The organism is Amycolatopsis pittospori (assembly GCF_013870525.1).
GTDB lineage: Bacteria > Actinomycetota > Actinomycetes > Mycobacteriales > Pseudonocardiaceae > Amycolatopsis > Amycolatopsis pittospori.
In genome coordinates, this window is record NZ_JACBXD010000003.1 from 83851 (window position 1) to 104541 (window position 20691).

Below are 20691 nucleotides of genomic sequence, written 5' to 3' on the forward strand. Positions count from 1 at the left end.
CGACCTTGGGTTACGCTTTCCGGGTGACCGGCAAACCCGACCCGCGCCTGCGTGACCTCGCCATGTTGCGACGCGTCCGCGACCGGATCGACCGCGACTACGCGCAGCCTCTGGACGTCGAGGCGCTGGCACGCGGCGTCCACGTCTCGGCCGGGCACCTGAGCCGCGAGTTCCGGGCGGCGTACGGCGAATCGCCCTACAGCTATCTGATGACCCGCCGGATCGAGCGGGCCATGATGCTGCTGCGGCGCGGGGACATGTCGGTCACCGAGGTCTGCTTCGAAGTCGGCTGCTCGTCGCTGGGCACGTTCAGCACGCGGTTCTCCGAACTGGTCGGGATGTCGCCGAGCGCCTACCGCAAGCAGGCGGTGGAAGAGGGCAGGGGCATGCCCGGCTGCGTCGTCAAACAGGTCATGAGGCCGGTCAGGAATAGAGAAGCGGCGCCCCCGCGCCCAGACCTACCTTGAGCCGTATGACCCTCTCGATCGACGCGTCCTTCCTGCCCTCGGACGATCTCGAAGCCTCACTTTCCTTCTACCGGGACATCCTGGGCTTCCAAGTGCGCGAGGAAGGTCCGAGGCGGGCCGCCGTCGGCCCGGAGGGACAGCCGGGGACGTCGATCGTGCTCCATTCCCCGGCCGCCGACGGGGGGCTCACCGAAGAAGAGCACGCCACGATCGTCGAACTGATGGCCAAGGGCACCTACGGCGCCATCGTGCTGTCCACCCCGGACCTGAACGAGACCTTCGACCGGATCCAGGCGACCGGCGCCGACGTCGTCCAGGAACCGCTCGAGGGGCCCTACGGCGTCCGCGACTGCGCTTTCCGCGACCCCTCGGGCAATCTGGTGCGTATCGAACAGCGGTAGCCCGACCTCGGTGCGCGCGCACCGGGGCTCCCGGGTGATGATGAGCGGCGTGGAGATCGCGGTAGAACTCGTGGCACTGGTGGTGGCCGTCCTCCTGGTCACCGCCGCGGCGCGGAAACTCGACTGGTCGGCGCCCCTGTGCCTGATCGCGGTCGGGATCGTCGCCTCGTACATCCCCGGTGTCCCGGAGTACGAACTGGACCCGGAGGTCGTGCTGCTGGGGCTGTTGCCCCCGCTGCTGTACGCGACCGCGATCCGCACGTCGCTCATCGACTTCCGCCGCAACCGCGGGCCGATCCTGCTGCTTTCGGTGGGTCTCGTCATCTTCACCACGGCCGCGGTCGGTGTGGTCGCGTGGCTGGTGATCCCCGGGTTGCCACTCGCCGCCGGGCTCGCGATCGGCGCGGTGGTCGCCCCGCCCGACGCGGTCGCGGCCACCGCGGTCGCCCGCAAGGTCGGGATGCCGCGCAAGCTGACCCGGCTGCTGGAGGGCGAAAGCCTGTTCAACGACGCGGCCGCGCTGGTCGCGTTGCGGACCGCCATCGCGGCCATCGCCGGTTCGGTCAGCCTCCTGCAGGTGGGCGGCGATTTCCTGCTCGCCGCGGGCGGCGGGCTGGTGATCGGGTTCGCCGTCGGCGCGCTCGCCGCGATGATCCGCACCCGGCTCGAAGATCCGGTAAGCGACACCGCGCTTTCGCTGGTGGTCCCGTTCGTCGCCTACCTGGCCGCCGAGGCGATCCACGGTTCCGGGGTGATCGCCGTGGTCATCGCGGGCCTGATCCTCGGGCACAAGGCGCCGAGCATGCTGTCGGGTCGCTCGCGGCTGGCCAGCAGGCTGAACTGGCAGACCATTCAGTTCCTGCTGGAGAACATCGTCTTCCTGCTGATCGGCCTGCAGGTCCGCCGGATCATGACCGAGGTCGGCGAGAGCGGGCTGAGCGCGCTGGAACTGGTCGTCATCTGCGCCGCCACGCTCGCCGCGACGATCGTCGCCCGCATCATCTGGATGATCGGTATCGGGCTGACGCGGCGGGTGTTCCGCCGCCACGCCTGGCCTTGGCGGTACTCGACGGTGATCGCCTGGGCGGGCATGCGCGGCGTCGTCACGCTCGCGGCCGCGTTCGTGCTGCCCGCGGACACCCCGCAGCGGGCCGTGCTGGTCCTGGTGGCGTTCGTCGTCGTGGCGGGAACGCTGGTGCTGCACGGGACGACACTGCCGGTGCTGGTGCGCCGGCTGAAGCTGCCGCCGCCCGATCCCGCCGAGGACGCGCTGCAGGAAGCGGCCGTCATCAACACCATGACGAGGGCCGCGTTGGAGAAACTGGAGGAGATCCGGACTCCCGAAGATCCCGAAGACATCGTCGAGCGGCTGCGCAGCCGTCTCCAGCACCGGTCCGATTCGGCCTGGGAAGAGCTCGGCAGGCAGAGCTCGCTGACCGAGACGCCGAGCGACGCCTACCGCCGCCTGCGGTTCGAGCTACTCGAAGTCGAACGGGAGAAGTTCCTGGAGGCGCGGGACTCCGGAATGGCCGATGATGATGTCCTGCGCCGGATCCTCGAACGGCTCGACATCGAGGAATCCATGCTGGACAGGGAGGAGGAGACCGTGCCGGACTCCGATCGGGAACTGCGCACACCCGCCGCGACGGCGGGATCCTGCAAACATCTGACCAAGGAATGGCCGGATACCGAAGCCGGCTCCCCCGACGTCTGCGCGGTCTGCGTCGAGAACGGGATGACCTGGGTCCACCTGCGCAAATGCGTCAAATGCGGGAATGTCGCCTGCTGCGACTCGTCGCCGGGCAAACACGCGACCCAGCATTTCCACGACACCCTGCACCCGGTGATGCGCAGCCACGAGCCCGGCGAGACCTGGCGCTGGTGCTTCGTCGACAAACAACTGGGGTAGCTCGGTATCGTCCGATCCATGAGCACCCCTGAGCAGGAAGTCGAATACCGCCAGCACCGGTTCTCGCCGCCGCCCGGCGCCACCGAGATCTTCCTTGTCCGCCACGGTGAATCGGCGCCGGCCAAGGCCAGCACGCCGTTCGACACGGTCGATGGTCAGGCCGACCCGGACCTCGCGCCGGAGGGCCGGGACCACGCGGAGAGGGTCGGCCGCCGTCTCGGGGACGAACGGATCTCCGCGCTGTACGTGACGACGTTGCGGCGGACCTCGCAGACCGCGGCACCGCTGGCGGCGAAGCTCGGGATGACGCCGGAAGTCGAAGCCGATCTGCGGGAGATCAACCTCGGTGAGTGGGAGAACGGCCTCTTCCGGCGCTACACCTACGAAGGCCACCCGATCATCGAGAAGCTGTGGCAGGAACAGCGCTGGGACGTCATCCCTGGCGCGGAGACGATGGAGAGCTTCAACGGCCGGATCACGTCGGCCCTCGGCAGGCTGGCGGCGGCCAACCCGGACCGGCGGATCGCCGTCTTCACCCACGGCGGTGTCATCGGCGAGGTGTTCGCGCACGCCAGCGGCGCGAAGAACCGGTTCGCGTTCCTCGGCGCGGACAACGGCTCGATCTCGCACCTGGTGATCTCAGGGGACGACTGGCAGGTGCGGCGGTTCAACGACACGTCGCACCTTCAGGCGCCTTTCGGCTGATCCGGCCGGCCGCGACCAGGTGCACGGCGACGAGGACCGCGACAGCTTCCGCGGCCAGTAACCCGATCAGCACGAGTACCTGCGTCACCCCGGCCTGCAACGGCCCGGCGCCACCGAGGAGGACACCGACGTAGGCGCCGGGCAGGGTCACCAGGCCGACGGTGCGTGTCTGGTCCAGCGCGGGGATGAGCGCGTGCCCGGCCGAAGGGCGGCAGATCTCCAGCGCGGCCGGGCGGCGCAGGAATCCCAGCGCCAGCGCGGCTTCGTACTCGCCGTGCCGGGAAACGAGTTCGTCCAGCGCCCGCCGGGACGCCTGGGAGGTCGCGGACATCGCGCCCCCGATGACGATCCCGGCGATCGGCACGATCGCGATCGGACGCCACGGGACCACGCCGGTCACGAGGACGAGGGTCAGCACGGGCACCACGCCGGACGCGATGGCGAGCGCGACCCAGGCCAGGTCCCCGGCCACGCCGATGCGGCGCGCGGAGGTGAAGGCCGCGATCGCGAACATCAGCAGCACGAACCCACCGGTCAGCCAGCCCGACTTCAGGATCCCGACGATCACCAGCGAGACGGCGGCGAGTTGCACCACGGCACGCGCCGCCGCGAACAGCACCGCCTTGCCTTGCCCCAGTCGCCCGAAATGCACCACGGCCGCGCCGAAGATCGCCAACGCGACGAGGACAACGGCGAGTACGGGGCCGAACGCGATCGCACCATCCGTCATGCGGCGATCCTGCCGCAAGGTCGCGGTCAGGCCGTGCAGGTCACCGCCGCGCCCGCGGCGGGGGCGGAGTGATCGCTGACGACCACTCCGTCTTCCAGGATCCGGCAGCGCAGCACGCCGTTGCCCGCTCCCTGCGCGGAGAGACTGTAGAACTCGTCGCGGCCTTCCTGGCTCGCGCGTTCGAAGACGGTGCTCCACGGCGCCGTCACTTCGGTCTTCTGCATGAGTTCCGAGCCCTGCGCGACGTAGGTGACGTTCTGCGCGCCCTGTGCGCCGGAAAGCTCGTAGACGACGGAGTGCGTCAGGGTCGCCACGGCGGCCGCGACCTGTTCGACCTGCGGCGCGGGCGGGCTCTGCACCGGCCGGGACGCCTTCGGCATCACGTAACTGGTCAGGGCGACGGCGACGGCCATCACGCCCAGCACGACCACGACGGTCCCGAGCGGCTTCAGCCTGCCCGGGGCACCCGATACCGGCGGCGATGCCGGAGGGGTCGCGGTGGGAACACCCATGGAGAGGTCTTCTCTCGTCCGAGCGCACTTCCAACGAGTGCGTCGACTACTTCTCGTTCGAAGGTGACTCCGCGTTAGCCGTTATCGGGAAGAAACCCGATATTCACCCTTTTGGGTGCCCTGGAGGGCAGGGAGCGCCTGGTCATGGGGCGATCGGCGTAAACGCGGTGAGCCGGATAGCTCACTTTGAGTGATACCGCCGGCTTGAACGGACTCAGTCGACGAGGCCCGCGTCGGCGAGCAGTCCGAGCATCCGCCGTCCGGCCGGCGGGCATACGTGGGCGTCGGCCGACGTGAGCCAGGCGGACTCCGCGATCTCCCGGCCGGGAGCGGGCTCGCCGCGATGCTCGGCGGTGTAACAGGTCATCCGGACACGGCGGCCGTCCGCGTAGCCGTCGGCCTGCTCGTTCAGCACCGCGAAGAAGCGGAAGCTCAGCGGCAGGTCATCCGGACACGGCGGCCGTCCGCGTAGCCGTCGGCCTGCTCGTTCAGCACCGCGAAGAAGCGGAAGCTCAGCGGGTCGAGTTCGACGCCGAGTTCCTCCCGGATCTCCCGGCACAACCCGGCGACGTCGCCCTCCCCCGGTTCGCGCTTGCCCCCCGGCAGGTAGAACTTGGCCTTCCCCTCGGTCCGCACCGACAGCAGGCGGCGGTCGCGGACATGGATCCAGGCCAGTGAATCGATCTCTGCTTCGGACACGACCCGATTCTGTCGTAGGCCCGGGGCATGATGGCAACCGTGTATCGGGAGACGGCGGGACCCGGCGAGCTGAGCGGCGTCGTGCGCTGCCGGTGGGAATCCGCGGGCCAGGCGGCGAAGCGGATCGTGCCCGACGGCTGCGTCGACCTGGTCATGAGCGGCGGGGAGGTCTTCGTCGCCGGACCGGACACCGCTGTCTGGACCTGGGACACGTCCCCGGACGCCCACGCGCTCGGCGTGCGGTTCGTTCCCGGCCGGGCCGGCGACGTGCTGGGCCTGGGCGCAGACGAACTCCGCGATCAGCGCGTCCCCCTGCGCGAACTCTGGGGCCGGGAGGGCGAGCTGCTGGCCGAACGCGTGCTCAGCGGCGCCGCTTCGCTCACCGACGTGGTCATCGAACGCCGGGCCGGGCAAGCCGACCGGGAGGTCCGGGAGCTGATCACCCGGCTCGACAACGGGGCTCCCCGCGTCTCCGTCGCACTGGAACCGTTCTCGACCGGGGAACGGCAGTTGCGACGACGGTTCACTCTCGCGGTCGGGTACGGCCCGGCGACCTATCTGCGCGTCGCGCGGTTCCAGCGGGCGATCGGGCTGGCCGGGCGGACGCCGGATCTCGCCTCGCTGGCGTTCTCGGCGGGCTACGCCGATCAAGCCCATCTGAGCCGGGATTGCCGGGATTTCGCCGGCGTGAAGGCGAGTGAGTTCTTCCGGCGGTGATCAGTCCCCACGACGCTGCTTCGACGCCAGGAAGTGCGCGATGTCCACTGTGGACCGGTACAGCCCGCGATAGTGCGGGTAGAACTCGTCGTAGACGTCGGCGTCCGCACCCGGGCGGACGATCTCGGCGACCGGGTTCCACGCTGCGATATCCGGTTCCCGCCCCACCGCGAAGGACGCGAGAACCGCGTTGCCGAACGCCGCACCGATCGTTTCCGCGGGGATCTCCTGTTCGATGCGCGCGACGTCGCTGACGATCCGCGTCCACACCCCGCCTTGCGTCCCCCCACCGACCGCGACGAATCGCCGTGCGCCGCCTCCTGCCTCGTGCATGGCTTCGAGGTTGTGCCGCACCCCGTACGCCGTCGCTTCCAGCGCGGCGCGGTACAACTCGGCGGAACCGTGGGACGTGGTGAGCCCGGCGATGACGCCCCGCGCGTCCGGATCCGGCACCGGTGTCCGCTCCCCGGCGAAATACGGCAGCATCAGCAATCCGCGGCTTCCCGCCGGGACGCGCCCCGCCTCGGCCGCCAGCGTGCCGAATTCGCCGCCGGCGAGATCCCGCAGCCAATCGGTGATCGCGCCGGAGGTGGCCATCCCGCCGGCGAGCGAATAGGTACCGGGGAACACGCCGCGAGTCGTCCACAACCCCGGGCCGGGCCGTGGATCCGAGAGCACCTGGACGAGGAACATCGTGGTGCCGTACATGAGCATCGTGTCGCCGGGTTCCGTGACACCGGCGCCGGTCGCCTCGGCCCAGGCGTCCACCGTGCCCGCCGTCACCGGGATTCCTTGCGGCAGGCCGGTTTCCGCGGCGGCCTCGGCGGTGATCGAGCCGGCCACTTCGGTGGGCCAGGCCAACCGCGGCGGTTCGACGCCGGGAGCGATGGCGGCCACCCGGTCCGGCGCCCACCGGGCCTCGCGCAGGTCGTACATCGGATCGCACTGACTGGCCGAATGATGATCGAGGACGTATTCGCCGGTCAGTCGGAGTACGAGGAACGAACTCGCCATCAGGAAGAGCCGCGCCTGTTCGAAAACCTCGGGTTCGTTCTTGGCCAGCCAGCGCCACTTCGGGCCGACGGCCTGAGAGCTCAATGCGCTCCCGCCGCGTTCCACAATGGATTCTTCACCGAATTCCCGGGTCATTTCCCGGATTTCGTCGTGAGCGCGGGTGTCGACGCCGTAAAGGATCGCCGGGCGCAGTGGTTTCCCGGAAGCGTCGGCGGGCAGGAGCACCGGGCCGATCCCGCTGACCGACACTCCGATGATGGGATGATCCCCGGCCGTCGCGAGTTCTCGGGACAACGCAAGGAAATCCTGCCACCACACGGTTTCGGCGTCGTGTTCGAACCAGCCGGGGCGAGGCTGGGCGGTGGTGTGCGGCCGGGACGCTCGGGCCACCACGGTGCCCCGCGAATCGACGAGGACACCTTTGGAACTCGAAGTACCGATGTCGATACCGAGCACCAGGCCCGGGTCGCTCACAGCCCCTCCGAACTCCGGACCGCGAGTAGCGCGATCAGCGGATGGTAACGATTGTCGGCGACGCTATTCTTCCCGTGCGAAGGTGTCAATACACCTGCAGAAGGGGAGGTCACGGTGGCCACCATCAACGACGTGGCGGCGAAGGCCGGGGTTTCGACGGCGACCGTGTCGAGAACGCTCAACGGGAAGTCCACTGTGGACCCGGCTCTCGCGGCGCGGGTGCAGGCCGCCGCCGCGGAATTGGGATACCACCCGAACGGGCTGGCGCGGAATCTGCGGCGTCAGGAGACGGCGGTGCTCGCGCTCATCATCTCCGACGTGGAGAACCCGTTCTTCACCGCGATCGCGCGCGGCGTCGAGGACATCGCGGTGACGGCGGGCTATTCGGTGGTGCTGTGCAACGCCGACGACAACGAGGAGAAGGAGCGTCGCTACATCGACGTCGCCCTGCAGGAGCGGGTCGCCGGCGTCGTGCTCTCGCCCACCGGACGCGCCACCAACGTGGACAGGCTGACGCAGCGCGGCACTCCGGTGGTGGCCGTGGACCGGCCGTTGCAGGAGCATGCCGGAGACCAGGTCCTGGTCGACACCAGGCTCGCCGCCCGCGACGCGACGCGGCATCTGCTCGACGGCGGCTACCGGCGGGTCGCCTGCGTGAGCGGACCGCCGGGGGTACGGACCGCCGAGGACCGGCTGGCCGGGTACACCGACGCCGTCGGCGCGGAGAACGCGCTCACGCGGCGCGCGGAATTCCGTGCCGAGGGTGGACGGCTGGCCGCGCTCAGCCTGTTGGACGAGCCGGAGCCGCCGGACGCCCTCCTGGTCGGCAACAGCACGATGGCGATCGGCGTCCTGGAGGCGCTGGCCTCACGCGGTCTGCGTTCGGGCCGGGACGTGGGGATCGTGTCGTTCGACGACGCGCCGTGGACGACCCTGATCGATCCGCCGCTGACGGTGGTCGCCCAGCCCGCTAACGAGGTGGGCCGGGTCGCCGCCGAACTGCTGCTCGCCCGGATCGGGGACAGCACCCGGCAGGCCACGACGACCACACTGCAGGCGAAGTTGATCGTGCGCCGGAGTTCACGGCGAGACTGACACCGCCCGGAGAGCCGAGGCCGACGGATCAAGGTGCACGACGTGCCTGGGCGACCGGTTCGCACCGGCCGCCCAGGAACGCCCCACCCCCTTGTTCCCCCAAGCCGGTCCCACACCAGCCGGGTTCTCCGAAGCGGTGGGAAAGAAATCGATTACCTTTCGGAAGGTAAGTTCCCCTTCACGGCATGTCAAGCCGAGTACCCCTGGACAACCTCGCCCGATACGGGCAAACTGTCCCGACGTTGCCTACTGCGCGTGTTTGATTCCGTGCACTCTGTGTCCATCTCTGGTGAATTCCCCCACGAAATCGAGATGAGACCGCACGAACCCGCACAGACGAGTTACTCTAGGCGCTATGTCCATAGCGCTCGAGAACGTACTCGCCAAGGCGGGCCTGAAGGTCGACGCCAACGAGTTCCTGAACCTCGTGGAGGACGCGGCGCGGAGGCTCTCCCCGCCGAACCCCGATCCGTCGCACTATTTCTCGGCCGATCAGCGGGCGGCGCTCACCGACGTCGGCCTGGACATCTCCCCCCGTACCGAGGACGAACCGGACTTCCGTGCCCGCACGGTCGCCGCGCACGCCGTACTCGCCGATTCCGCGCTGAGTGTGCTGGAAGCGGCGAAGGCGCTGGGCGTCGACGACAGCCGCATCCGGCACCGCCTCAAGGAAGGCAGGCTCACCGGCTGGAAGGACCAGGGCTGGCGGCTGCCGTCCTGGCAGTTCACCGGCTCCGGGGTGCTGCCCGGCCTGGAGATCGTGCTGCGCGCCGTGCCCGACGACCAGCCCGCGCTGGTCGTGGCCGCGTTCATGAGCACGCCCCAGTCGGATCTGGTGATCAACGACCACCCCGCGACCCCGCGCCAATGGCTGCTTTCCGGCGGCGACCCCGACCATGTCGCCAAGCTGGTGGCCACGCTCGGTTCCCCGTTCTAAGGTGTTCTGCCCGACGACGGAAAATTTCAGTCGGGGGTAGGCCGTAGGCTGGCCCCACCGAGCAAGATCACCCGACAAGGACGGACGACTCCCGAGGTATGGCCCGGCTCCCCCTGCCGCCCGCACGCTCTGTCCTGGTCAAGGAGCTGCACCGCACCAACGACGTGGTGACGGTGCACCCCGGCACCAGGCTGGTCAGGATCTTCACCGCGCACGGCAACCACCCCCAGCAGTGGAACACGTTCCGCTACAGCGGCCCGCTCCCGCACGGCCGCTTCGACCCGCAGACCCCAGGTCGTGGCGGGCGCCCGGTGACCGACCCCGGGAACGGCGTCCTGTACTTCGGGCTCACCGTGCGCACCAGCATCGCGGAGGTCTTCCAGACCACGTCGACGGTCGACCGCAAATCCCGCGGCCCGCGCCTGGTCGTCGTGCGGCCCACCCGCACGCTGCGGCTGCTCGACCTCGCCGGCCTCTGGCCGACCCGGGTCGGCGCCTCGCAGGAGATCTCCAGCGGCCCGAAGAAGATCACCCAATCCTGGGCGCGCGCCATCCGCGCGGCCTTCGGCGACCTCGACGGCGTCTGGTACCGGTCGTCGATGGACTCCGGCGGCCCCGCGCTCGCCCTATGGGACCCGCCCGCCGGGAACGCGCTGCCGGTCGCGCCGGACGTGCTGCTCCCGCTGGACCATCCCGGGCTGGACGTCCCGCTGGGCCGGGTGTGCGAAGAGCTGAACTACACGCTTCTGAGCTAGGCCCCCAGTGCTATGAACGGCCCGTTACTTGCAAATTTTGCAAGTAACGGGCCGTTCATAGCATCCGGTGACCCGGAGATCAGAGGTGCCGGCCCCACCACTCGAGCACGGCGTCGAACCGCTGTACCCGGTGCCGCGGTTTCCCGGAGCGCGTGAGTTCGTGCCCCTCGCCCGGGAACAGCAGGAACTCGGCGGGGGTCCCGTTCTGCCGGAGCGCGACGTACATCCGCTGCGCCTGCTCCAGCGGGCACCGCCAGTCCTGCTCGGAATGCGCGACCATGAACGGGATGTCGATCTTCTCCGCGTAGGTCAGTGGGCTGCGCTCGCGCTGCACTTCGACGTCCTCGCCGATGTAGCCCTTGGCGAAGAACCAGCCGATGTCCGAGCTGCCGGTGAACGAGTCGTGCGCGTTGACCGCGCGCTCGCTCCACGCGGCGCGGAACCGGCCGCCGTGGTGCGCGGAGAGCCAGCTGGTCATGAAGCCGCCGTACGAACCGCCCATGACGCCGACACGATCACTGTGCAAATTGGACAGCTTCAGCGCTTCGTCCAGCAGGGTCAGCAGATCCGTCGCGTCGACGGTACCGAAGCCGCCGATGATGCTGCGGCCGTGGCTTTCGCCGTAGCCCGCGGAACCGCGCGGGTTCGCCAGGACGACGGCGTATCCGGCGGCGGCGAGCACCTGCGCCTCGTCGAAGACCTTCCATTCGTACGGCGCGAACGGTCCACCGTGGATCATCAGGACCACGGGATGCGGCCCCTCGCCCTCGGGCCGGACGATCCAGCCGTGCACCGGGTAGCCGTCGGACGCGGTCGCGTCCAGCTCCTCCAGCGGCAGGATCCCCGTGTCTCGCAACGCCTTCGAGTAATCCGTGAGTACACGGGGCTCTTCGCCGGACAGCAGCACGACGTCGCCGGAGCTCTCCGGCGTGCCGATCACGGCGGCGATCCGTTCGCCGTCGACGGCGAACGACTTCACCGCGGCGAACTCACCCGCGAGATAGCGCAAGGACTTCAGCTCGGCCAGGTCCGCGTCGAGCGGGACGGCGCGCAACTCGGCGGCACCCCGGGTGCGGACCACGACGAGCGCTTCGTCGCCGAGGACGACCGGGACACCGGCGGCGAGGTCGCAGTCCACCGTTTCGACGTCGGTCAGCCGCCGCGCGGACGAGGGTTCGTCGCCCGACGGCCACGGCGCGTGCCACAGGCCGGTATTGCGGGCGACCTCTTCCCAACCGGGGAATTCGGTGCCGTAGAAGAGGATCGAGCCGTCCGGAGTGGACACCGGCTTGGCCGCGGAGCCAGGGCTACGGACCACCAGACGGGGCTCGCCGCCCTCGGCCGGCACGGCGTAGACGTCCGAACGGACGGTGTCCTCGACGGCCCAGTCCCGCGGCGCGACGATCAGGACGGACTCGCCGTCGACAGTCCACGAAGGATGCTCGACGTCGGCCCGGTCGTCGGTCAGCGGGGCGGCTTCGACCGGTTCGGCCTCGGAAAGCGCGGAGACGGCGTCCAAGACGAACAGCCGCTGCGGGCGGTCGTTGAGGAAGCCGACGTCGTCGACCCGGTAGAAGAGATTGGTGATGTGACGCGGCGCTTCCTCGCCCGGCTCCAGGATCTCGCCGTCCGCGTTCTCCGTGCCGTACCGGCCCGGCTCGGGCACGCGCGCGACGAAGGCGATCCGGCGGGAATCGGGTGCCCAGACCGGGGCGCCCGCGCCGAGGGGCAGGTCGGTGATCCGCTTCGCGTCACCCCCGGCCGCGGCGATCACATGCACCTGCGGTTTGGCTTCACGACCGGTGCCCTCCCCCGCGCGCAGGAAGGCGACCCACCGGCCGTCCGGGGAGATGGCGGGGGCGGTGTCCTGGCTCCCGTGGGTCCAGGGTCCTTCCCCGCCGCCGCCCAGGTCGACCCGGCGCAGGCCACCGCGGTAGCTGTTCGTCTTCAGATCGGGCGCGCTCACGGCGGTGAGCAGCAGGTCTCCACGCAGCGCCGGGGCGCCGGGGACCGTCAGGGCTTCGATGTCAACGGGACGCACGGCCCCGACGGTACCCGATCCTTAGCAGTTCTAACTACCTACCGAAGATTCCTGCTCAGCGGCTTCCAGCTTCTTCGCTTTCGCGAGGCTGGCCAGCGTCGTGACCGTCAGGACCACCACGATGACGCCGAGCGAGACCCAGTTGTTGATGTCCAGCCAGTCCGGCACCACGTGGTACTCGTGCAGCGCGTGCAGGAACAGCTTCGCGCCGATGAAGGCGAGGATCACGGCGAGGCCGTAGGACAGGTACACCAGCTTGGTGACCAGGCCACCGAGCAGGAAGTACAGCTGACGCAGGCCCATCAGCGCGAACGCGTTGGCGGTGAAGACCAGGAAGGCCTCCTGGGTGATGCCGAAGATCGCCGGGATCGAGTCGACGGCGAACAGCAGGTCCGCGCTGCCGATGGCGACGATCACCAGGAACATCGGCGTGATCCAGCGCTTGCCGTCCTTCTTCACGAACGACTTGTGGCCGTGCCACTCGTTGGTGACCGGGAAGAGTTTGCGCACCCAGCGGGTGAGCGCGTTCTCCTCGTACTCCTCGTCCTCGTCCTTGTTGCGGACCATGCTGACCGCGGTCCAGATCAAGACGGCGCCGAAGAGGAAGAAGACCCAGACGAACTGCGCGATCAGCGCGGCGCCCACGGCGATGAACACACTGCGCATGGCGAGCGCGAGCAGGATGCCGATCAGCAGGACGCGGTGCTGGTGTATCGCCGGCACCTTGAACGACGTCATGATGATCATGAAGATGAACAGGTTGTCGACGCTCAGCGAGTACTCGGTGATGTACCCGGTGAAGAACTCGACGCCCGGGTCGTGTCCCCCGAAGATCCAGACGCCGATACCGAAGGCCACGGCGACGGCGACGTAGAAGATGACCCACCGGGCGGCTTCACCGGTGGTGACCTCATGCGGCTTGCGATCGACGATGACGAGGTCGAGAGCGATCAGCGCGAGCAGACCGCCGACCGTGGCGATCCATAGCCACAGGGGAACAGACATGTAACCAACCCTCCGGATAGTGCACAGCAGCAACTAACCGGAGGTCTCTTCCGCCGGTGTGAACCGGCCGACGGTGCCGGGGGCCTGCGAAGACCACCGTGCTGACGACACCGCCGCGAAGGAATACTCCCCTCACAGCTGGTCCAGTTTGACCTGTCTGTACGCATGACGCCAGTTAAGGTTGCCCTTGTCACCAAGATGATGGCGTAACTCCCGTCACATTCACCTCTTCCTCCACGTGGAGTACCCGTTCTGGTGGCTGGCCGACATCACTCTTGTGTGGTCTCTGTGAGCCGGACGAGCGACTCTCAGGTTCGGGCGAATACGGTCATTCCGTGCCCCGAATCCCGCTCCCTCGCACGCGCGGCGCCCGGCTCACCGCGCTAGGTGCGGTCGTGGTGGTCCTGGCCGCCGCGGCCGTCGTGTGGACGAACAGCGAGCCCGCTCCGTCCGCAGTGAAAACCCAGGAAGCGATCCTCGACATGCCCGAAGTCCCGGGTTCGTCGGAGGTCGTCAAAATCGACACGACGCTGTACCTGCCCGAGCAGACCCCGGCGCCGGCCGTCCTGCTCGCCCACGGCTTCGGTGGCGACAAGAACAGCGTCGCCACCGAAGCCCGCGAGCTCGCCGACAAGGGTTTCGTCGTGCTCTCCTGGTCCGCTCGCGGTTTCGGCCGCAGCACCGGGAAGATCGCGCTGAACGACCCCGATCGCGAGGTCGCCGACGCCAGGAAGCTGATCGACACGCTGGCCTCGCGGCCGGAGGTGCTCAGCGAGAACGGCGATCCGAAGGTGGCCGTGTCCGGTGCCTCCTACGGCGGCGCGCTGTCGCTGCTGCTGGCCGGGACCGACAAACGGGTCGACGCCATCGCCCCGGTGATCACCTACAACGACCTCGCGCAGGGCCTCTTCCCGAACGCCGCTTCCGCGACTTCCTCGGCCGCCACGACTCCGGCCGCCGGGGCGTTCACCGCGGACGGCGTCTTCAAGAGGTCGTGGGCCGGCATCTTCTTCTCGGCCGGTTCCGGTGCGGCGCAGGGCGGATCGCCGTCGAATGACGCCCCCGAAGCCGGCGACGAGACGAGCGAATCCGGCGCCTCGCAGGCCACCGGCGCGGCGGGTGCCGCGGCGCAGTCCCTCCCGCTCGGCGGACCGAACGGGCAGCGCCCGGCGGCCGGCCCGGCCGACCCTTGTGGACGGTTCACCGCGGACGTCTGCCAGGCCTACACCGAACTCGCGACCACCGGTAAGGCGAGTCAGCGGACCGTCGACCTGCTCCGCCGCGTCTCCCCCGCGTCCGTGACGGACAAGATCACCGTGCCGACCCTGCTGGTGCAGGGCGAAAGCGACACCCTGTTCGGATTGGACCAGTCCGACGCGACCGCCCGGCAGATCGCGGCGGCGGGCGGCAAGGTCCGCACGATCTGGTACACCGGCGGCCACGATGGCGGGAAACCCGGCCAGAAACTGCGCACGCAGATCTCGGACTTCCTCAAGTTCTCGCTGACCGGCCAGGGCACCGATCCCGGCACCGGGTTCAGCTACGACATCCAGGGCACGCTGCGCGCCAACGGCGCCCCGTCGGTCCGCACGGTCACCGCTCCCGCGTACCCGGGTGCCACCGGTGACGCCACCGAGCGGCGGCGGTTCACGCTGGAGGGTCCGGCCCAGCCGGTCGTCCGGCCCGCCGGCGGCAATCCCGCCGCCGTGAGCGGGATCCCCGGACTGAACGGCGCGGTCGCGGGCTCGTCCCGCCTTTCCGGACTGTTCAGCATCGACCCGCCCGGTCAAGCCGCGCAGTTCGCGACGGCGCCGCTCGGTGAGCAGACGATCGTGGCCGGTTCGTCCACGGTCCGCCTGCGGGTCTCTGCGGATCCGGCCGCGGCGGCTCCGCAGAAGGAAGCCGTCCTGTTCGCGAAGCTCTACGACGTCAACTCCGAGGGCGTCCGGACGCTTCCGGCCAACGCGGTCGCACCGTTCCGCGTATCCGGCCTGCCCGCCGACGGCAGCCCGGTCGAGGTGACGGTGACCCTGCCGGGCATCGTGCGTCCGCTGGAGGCCGGGCACACGCTCCGGCTGGTCGTCGGAACCACGGATCAGGCGTTCGCGACGCCGGTCGAGCCCGCGGTGTTCCGCATCGGGCTCGCCGACGGCGGACAACTCGGCGTCCCGGTCGTCCACGGCACGTCGGTCGGCGCGGGAGCGCCCACGGCGCAGCTGCTCGGGATCGCCGGCACGCTGCTCGCGGGGATCGCGATCGCGGTGATCGCCGCGTTCCGGCGCCGTCGTGCCCACGACGTCGACGAGAGCCTGGCGAAGACGCCACTGGTGATCGAAGGACTGCACAAGGCCTACGCGGGCGGGTTCGTCGCGGTGAAGGACCTGTCGTTCCGGGTCGAACCCGGCCAGGTGCTCGGCCTGCTCGGACCGAACGGCGCGGGCAAGACGACGACGCTGCGCATGCTGATGGGGCTGATCACGCCGACCGCCGGGCACATCCGGGTGTTCGGCCACCTGATCGCGCCCGGTGCGCCGGTGCTGTCCCGGATCGGGTCCTTTGTGGAGGGTTCGGGCTTCCTGCCGCACCTGTCCGGCAAGGAGAACCTGGAGCTGTACTGGGCGAGCACGGGCCGTCCGAAGGAGCGGGCGCATTTCGCGGAGGCGCTGGAGATCGCCGGGCTCGGCGACGCGGTGAACCGGCGGGTGCGCACCTACAGCCAGGGTATGCGGCAGCGGCTCGCGATCGCGCAGGCGATGCTCGGCCTCCCGGAGCTCATGGTGCTCGACGAACCGACCAACGGACTCGACCCGCCCCAGATCCACCAGATGCGGGAGGTGCTCCAGCGCTACGCGGCGACGGGGCGCACCGTGGTGGTGTCGAGCCACCTGCTGGCCGAGGTCGAGCAGACCTGTACGCATGTGGTCGTGATGCACCGCGGCATGCTGGTCGCCTCGGGTGAGGTCGGCGAACTGGCCGCGTCCAGCGGCGAGGCGACGTTCCGGGTCGACAAGCCCGCCGAAGCGGCCGAAGCGCTGCGGAAGGTGGGCGGCGTTTCCGGCGTCGACGTCGACGGGGAACTGGTCCACGCGGACCTCGACGGACTCGCCCGCGCCGAGGCGGTCGCCGCCCTCGTGCGGGCCGGGGTCGCGGTCGAACAGGCCGGGCCGAGACGCCGTCTGGAAGACGCGTTCCTGCAGCTGGTCGGAGAGGACTCGAAGGGTGAGTAAGACCAATGGTTCCGGCCCGGTGACCCGGGCGGATCACGGCGTGCACACCGACCCGGCCGCGCTGCTGGAGCTGACCGAGGTCGCTTCGCACGAACGGACCGAGGTCGGCCCGGACGGCGCGGTGGCGGGCTACCGCGCCGACCGGACACTGCGGCTCGGTGTCGAACTGAAGCGGCAGCTCAAGCGACGACGGACCCAGCTCATGCTGGGCTTCGTCGCGCTGCTGCCGTTCATCCTGGTGATCGCGTTCGAGATCGGGCAGGCCAACCCGAACCGCCGCAGCGGCGGTTTCGTCGACCTCGCCACGGCGAGCGCGCCGAACTTCGTGGTGCTCGCGCTGTTCGTCTCCGGGACGTTCCTGCTGCCGATGATCGTGGCGCTGTTCTACGGCGACACGATCGCCAGCGAGGCGTCGTGGTCGAGCCTGAAGTACCTGCTCGCGATGCCGGTCCCCCGGCACCGGGTACTGCGGCAGAAGGCCATCGTCTCCGGCATCCTTTCGGCCGCCGCGCTGATCCTGTTGCCGTTGGTGTCGCTCGTGGTCGGCGTGATCTGGTACGGCGCGGGCGACGCGATCAGCCCGACCGGCGACGCGGTGTCGTTCAGCGACAGCCTCATCGCGATGGGGCTGGCCACGATCTACATCATCCTCCAGCTGGCGTGGGTGGCCGGGCTGGCGATGCTGCTTTCGGTCGCCACCGACGCCCCGCTCGGCGCCGTGGGCGGCGCGGTCATCGTCGCGATCGTTTCGCAGATCCTCGACCAGATCACCGCGTTGGAAGGGCTGCGGGACTATCTGCCGACGCATTTCGCGTTCTCGTGGATGGATCTGATCTCGACCGACATCGACTGGACCAACATGGCCAACGGCATGTTGTCCGCGGCGTTGTACGGCACGGTGTTCTTCCTTCTGGCCGGCCGCCGGTTCGCGACGAAGGACATCACCAGCTGAGAGCGATTCCGCACCGGAAAACCACCGGGGTCCACCGGGAAGACGAAATCCTCTTCCCTGGTGGGCCCCGGTTTTCACTGGCCGTGGCGACCTTCACCCATTAGCGCCGGTAAGCGGTGTTTCATGCGCATGAGAACATTGATTTTCCGATCATCGACTCATTGGGTGAAAAGTTCCCCATCATCTTCGATGACCTCCGGGAAATCCTTATCTTCAGGGAAAGGTGCCGACGCGAGAAGAAAGCGGGGATGTCACCATGACCCAGTCGATCGAGGTTCCGGTCCAGGAATTCGCTCTTGATTGGACCATGAGCTCCGGCAAAGGTGGCAGAGTCGGATTCGCCGTCTCGGGCCAGGTGACCCTTCTCGACAACAAGCGGTTCTACAAGATCGACGGGGTCCTCTACATTTCCGAGGGCAGCACGTATTGCCGCGACATCGGCAACCCGCATCTGTTCGTCCGGCGCAACGGCGTCGAGGAAAGCGGCAGGCAATGGGGCTGGGAGACCATCTGCAGCCGCAAGTCCAGCAGCAGGCTCTGCGCGATGGACGCGTACTTCGTCCGCACCGGCTACTGGGCGCCCTCAGACCGTGCCATCCAGCTGAGCATCGGTGCCGAGACGGGCTGGAACCGCAAGCGGTCCTTCAGCCCGACGATCACCGTGCGCCTGGCGGAATGAGCGGTCCACTGTAGATCCCCGCCGGCTCGGGTACGGTCGGGCTCATGGCCACCTCCTCGATCCGCGTGGACGACGAAGGCGGGATCGCCGTCGTCACCCTGCAGCACGGCAAGGCGAACACCCTCGACACGGAGTTCTGTCAGGAACTGATCGTCCGGCTCGAAGACGTTCAGCTCGGCGGCTGTCGCGGCGTCGTGCTGACCGGAACCGGCGGCATCTTCTCGGCGGGCGTCGACCTGCGGCGGGTGCACGACGGCGGCAAGGACTACATCGAAGAGTTCCTGCCCGCGCTGTCCGACGCGTTCCTCTCGGTGTTCGGCTTCCCCGGTCCGGTGATCGCGGCGCTCAACGGGCACGCGATCGCCGGCGGCGCCGTCCTGGCCGCCGCCTGCGACCGCCGTGTCCTCGCCGAGGGCCCGAGCCGGATCGGGATCACCGAACTGCTCGTCGGTGTCCCGTTCCCGTTGGCGGCCTTGGAGATCCTGCGCTCCGGGTTCGGCGCCGACGTCCTCGGCGAACTCGCGTTCCTCGGCGAGACGCACCTGCCCGAAGAGGCGTTGCGGCTCGGCCTGGTGAACGAGGTGACCGCGCCGGAGAACGTCCTGCCGCGAGCCGTGGCGCTGGCCAGGAAGCTCGCCGAGATCCCCGCGGCCGCGTACGCGCATACGAAGGCTCAGCTGCACCGGCCGTTCCACGAGCGCATCGCCGAACACCGCACCGGCGACGACGCCCACGTCCTCGAACTGTGGAGCTCCCCCGAGGCACTCGCCGCCATCAAGGCCTACGTCGAACGGGTGCTCAGCCGCCCGAACTGAGGCTTCCCGATCACCGGGACGCCCTCCGGATAGCCGATTGCCGACCGGCCGGGACTCTGTGAGTATCCGACCGCCGAACAGGTCGGCGATGGGGAGGGCACGGATGCGGAAGTTCACGGCCGCGTGGTCGGTTTTGGCGGTCACGGTGCTCGCGCTGGCCGGGCTGACGCCGGCCGCGCAGGCGGCACCCGAGGACATCAAGGACGCGCTCGGCCGGATCCCCGGCCTGACCGTCGTGTCGGAGAACCCGGCGCCGACCGGCTACCGGTTCTTCAAGCTCACGTTCACTCAGCCGGTGGATCACCACAAGCCGTCCGCCGGCACCTTCCAGCAGCGATTCACTTTGCTGCACAAGGAGTTCCGCGCGCCGACCGTGGCGTTCACGAGCGGGTACAACGTGTCGGAAGCGGCTAACCGTTCTGAGCCGACCCAGATCGTCGACGGCAACCAGCTGTCGATGGAGTACCGCTTCTTCACCCCGTCTCGGCCCGAGCGGCCGAACTGGGGCAAGCAGCTGACGATCTGGCAGGCGGCCGCGGACCAGCACCGCGCCGTCGAGGCTTTCAAGCGGATCTACCCGGGCAAGTGGCTCGCCACCGGCGGCAGCAAGGGCGGCATGACGGCGACCTACTTCCGTAGGTTCTTCCCGAACGACGTCGACGGCACGATCCCCTACGTCGCGCCCAACGACGTGATCAACTCGCACGACCGCTACAACCGATTCCTCGCGAACGTCGGCGACGATCCGGCGTGCCGCACGGCGCTGAAGGCGATCCAGCGCGACGTACTGACGCGGCGCTCGGAGTTCGCGGCGCTCGCCGCCGCCGACGCGGCGAAGAACGGCTACACGTTCTCGATCGTGGGCTCCGCCGACGTGTCACTCGAGATCTCGGTGATCGACTCGTACTTCGCGTTCTGGCAGTACCAGAAGCAGGCGGACTGCGCGACGGTCCCGAAGGCCGGCGCTCCGGCGGCCGAGGTGTACGCCTGGTTCGAACGCGTCGAAAGCCTCAACACGTACTCCGACCAGAGCCTCGGCGGCTACGTCCCCTACTACTTCCAGGCCGCGTACCAGCTCGGCGCCCCGGAGTCGTACGAAAGCTACCTCCGGGACCTCCTGCGCTACCCGGGCCGGAACATGTCCCGGTCGTTCGTGCCGAAATCCGTCGATATCCCCCGGTTCGACCACCTGGCCATGCCGGACATCGACTTCTGGGTGAAGACGCAGGGAAAGCGGCTGCTCTACATCTACGGCGAGAACGACCCGTGGAGCGCGGAGCCGTTCGAACTCGGCTTCGGTTCGCGGGACTCGTACACGTACACCGTGCCCGGCGGGAACCACGGCTCGCGGATCGCGCAGCTCCCGGCGGCCCAGGCCGCCGAAGCGACGAACACCGTCCGACGATGGGCCGGTCTGCCTCCCGTTTCGCCGGGCGTCTCCACGCGTTCGGTACCGGCCGGCTTCCCCGACTTCGACGCCGACCTGACCCTGCTGGAGCGCCCGCGCCTCTGACACCCTCGCGTTCAGTCCTCTCAATGCGGTAGTTGCACACGCAA

Annotated in this window: 18 protein-coding genes and 1 pseudogene; 13 read left to right on the top strand and 6 right to left on the bottom strand. The window is 69.1% G+C overall.

What is annotated here, in order from left to right:
- Positions 1–62: 62 nt before the first annotated feature.
- The 4 genes from H5J31_RS02580 to H5J31_RS02595 are packed head-to-tail and all read left to right on the top strand — an operon-like array spanning position 63 to position 3482.
- On the top strand, positions 63–467 hold the full coding sequence (locus H5J31_RS02580) for a helix-turn-helix transcriptional regulator (RefSeq protein ID WP_207897337.1): 405 nt from the start codon (positions 63–65) through the stop codon (positions 465–467).
- A gap of 5 nt (positions 468–472) precedes the next feature.
- Positions 473–868 (top strand): VOC family protein, encoded by a 396-nt coding sequence (locus H5J31_RS02585; protein ID WP_181770784.1) that lies wholly within the window; start codon positions 473–475, stop codon positions 866–868.
- Positions 869–908: 40 nt separating this feature from the next.
- Entirely contained in the window at positions 909–2777 is a 1869-nt protein-coding gene (locus H5J31_RS02590) for a Na+/H+ antiporter (RefSeq protein ID WP_207897338.1), read from the top strand.
- Between the two features lie 18 nt (positions 2778–2795).
- Entirely contained in the window at positions 2796–3482 is a 687-nt protein-coding gene (locus tag H5J31_RS02595) for a histidine phosphatase family protein (RefSeq protein ID WP_181770786.1), read from the top strand.
- On the opposite strand, the gene H5J31_RS02600 is transcribed toward H5J31_RS02595, so the two are convergent.
- The 3 genes and pseudogenes from H5J31_RS02600 to H5J31_RS02610 all read right to left on the bottom strand — a co-directional run bounded on the left by H5J31_RS02600 (position 3445) and on the right by H5J31_RS02610 (position 5423).
- Positions 3445–4212 carry an ABC transporter permease gene (locus tag H5J31_RS02600; RefSeq protein WP_181770787.1) on the bottom strand — a complete coding sequence of 256 codons (768 nt, stop codon included), beginning with the start codon at positions 4210–4212 and terminating at the stop codon, positions 3445–3447. The genes H5J31_RS02595 and H5J31_RS02600 overlap by 38 nt on opposite strands.
- 26 nt (positions 4213–4238) lie before the next feature.
- On the bottom strand, positions 4239–4724 hold the full coding sequence (locus H5J31_RS02605; RefSeq protein WP_181770788.1) for an MmpS family transport accessory protein: 486 nt from the start codon (positions 4722–4724) through the stop codon (positions 4239–4241).
- 214 nt (positions 4725–4938) lie between these two features.
- A pseudogene (locus tag H5J31_RS02610) lies at positions 4939–5423 on the bottom strand (NUDIX hydrolase).
- A gap of 27 nt (positions 5424–5450) precedes the next feature.
- Here H5J31_RS02610 and H5J31_RS02615 point away from each other — a divergent pair.
- The gene (locus H5J31_RS02615) at positions 5451–6140 is read left to right on the top strand and encodes a helix-turn-helix domain-containing protein (protein ID WP_236004567.1); all 690 of its coding nucleotides are present in this window, start codon (positions 5451–5453) and stop codon (positions 6138–6140) included.
- Here H5J31_RS02615 and H5J31_RS02620 read toward each other — a convergent pair whose 3' ends face one another.
- Positions 6141–7628 carry an FGGY-family carbohydrate kinase gene (locus H5J31_RS02620; RefSeq protein ID WP_181770789.1) on the bottom strand — a complete coding sequence of 496 codons (1488 nt, stop codon included), beginning with the start codon at positions 7626–7628 and terminating at the stop codon, positions 6141–6143.
- A 114-nt stretch (positions 7629–7742) separates the two neighbouring features.
- Between H5J31_RS02620 and H5J31_RS02625 the strand changes: the two genes are divergently transcribed.
- From H5J31_RS02625 to H5J31_RS02635, 3 genes are all read left to right on the top strand, one after another.
- Positions 7743–8723, top strand: coding sequence for a LacI family DNA-binding transcriptional regulator (locus H5J31_RS02625; protein ID WP_181770790.1), 981 nt, complete (start codon positions 7743–7745; stop codon positions 8721–8723).
- A 355-nt stretch (positions 8724–9078) separates the two neighbouring features.
- Positions 9079–9660, top strand: coding sequence for a DNA-binding protein (locus H5J31_RS02630; RefSeq protein ID WP_181770791.1), 582 nt, complete (start codon positions 9079–9081; stop codon positions 9658–9660).
- A gap of 98 nt (positions 9661–9758) precedes the next feature.
- Positions 9759–10415 (top strand): RES family NAD+ phosphorylase, encoded by a 657-nt coding sequence (locus H5J31_RS02635; RefSeq protein ID WP_181770792.1) that lies wholly within the window; start codon positions 9759–9761, stop codon positions 10413–10415.
- A 79-nt stretch (positions 10416–10494) separates the two neighbouring features.
- Here the strand turns inward: H5J31_RS02635 and H5J31_RS02640 are convergent, their stop codons facing one another.
- Together H5J31_RS02640 and H5J31_RS02645 are read right to left on the bottom strand one after the other, a co-directional pair.
- Positions 10495–12456 carry a S9 family peptidase gene (locus H5J31_RS02640; protein WP_181770793.1) on the bottom strand — a complete coding sequence of 654 codons (1962 nt, stop codon included), beginning with the start codon at positions 12454–12456 and terminating at the stop codon, positions 10495–10497.
- Positions 12457–12486: 30 nt separating this feature from the next.
- On the bottom strand, positions 12487–13461 hold the full coding sequence (locus H5J31_RS02645; protein WP_181770794.1) for a TerC family protein: 975 nt from the start codon (positions 13459–13461) through the stop codon (positions 12487–12489).
- A 335-nt stretch (positions 13462–13796) separates the two neighbouring features.
- Here H5J31_RS02645 and H5J31_RS02650 point away from each other — a divergent pair, with 335 nt between their 5' ends.
- The 5 genes from H5J31_RS02650 (at position 13797) to H5J31_RS02670 (ending at position 20647) form a co-directional block, all read left to right on the top strand.
- Positions 13797–16688 carry an alpha/beta fold hydrolase gene (locus H5J31_RS02650; protein ID WP_181770795.1) on the top strand — a complete coding sequence of 964 codons (2892 nt, stop codon included), beginning with the start codon at positions 13797–13799 and terminating at the stop codon, positions 16686–16688.
- Positions 16681–17640, top strand: a complete 960-nt coding sequence (locus H5J31_RS02655; protein WP_181770796.1) for an ABC transporter permease — start codon at positions 16681–16683, stop codon at positions 17638–17640. The genes H5J31_RS02650 and H5J31_RS02655 overlap by 8 nt, the downstream gene beginning before the upstream one ends.
- A gap of 256 nt (positions 17641–17896) precedes the next feature.
- Positions 17897–18319 carry a hypothetical protein gene (locus H5J31_RS02660; RefSeq protein WP_181770797.1) on the top strand — a complete coding sequence of 141 codons (423 nt, stop codon included), beginning with the start codon at positions 17897–17899 and terminating at the stop codon, positions 18317–18319.
- A gap of 44 nt (positions 18320–18363) precedes the next feature.
- The gene (locus H5J31_RS02665; protein ID WP_181770798.1) at positions 18364–19134 is read left to right on the top strand and encodes an enoyl-CoA hydratase/isomerase family protein; all 771 of its coding nucleotides are present in this window, start codon (positions 18364–18366) and stop codon (positions 19132–19134) included.
- Positions 19135–19237: 103 nt separating this feature from the next.
- On the top strand, positions 19238–20647 hold the full coding sequence (locus H5J31_RS02670) for a S28 family serine protease (RefSeq protein WP_181770799.1): 1410 nt from the start codon (positions 19238–19240) through the stop codon (positions 20645–20647).
- Positions 20648–20691 lie beyond the last annotated feature (44 nt).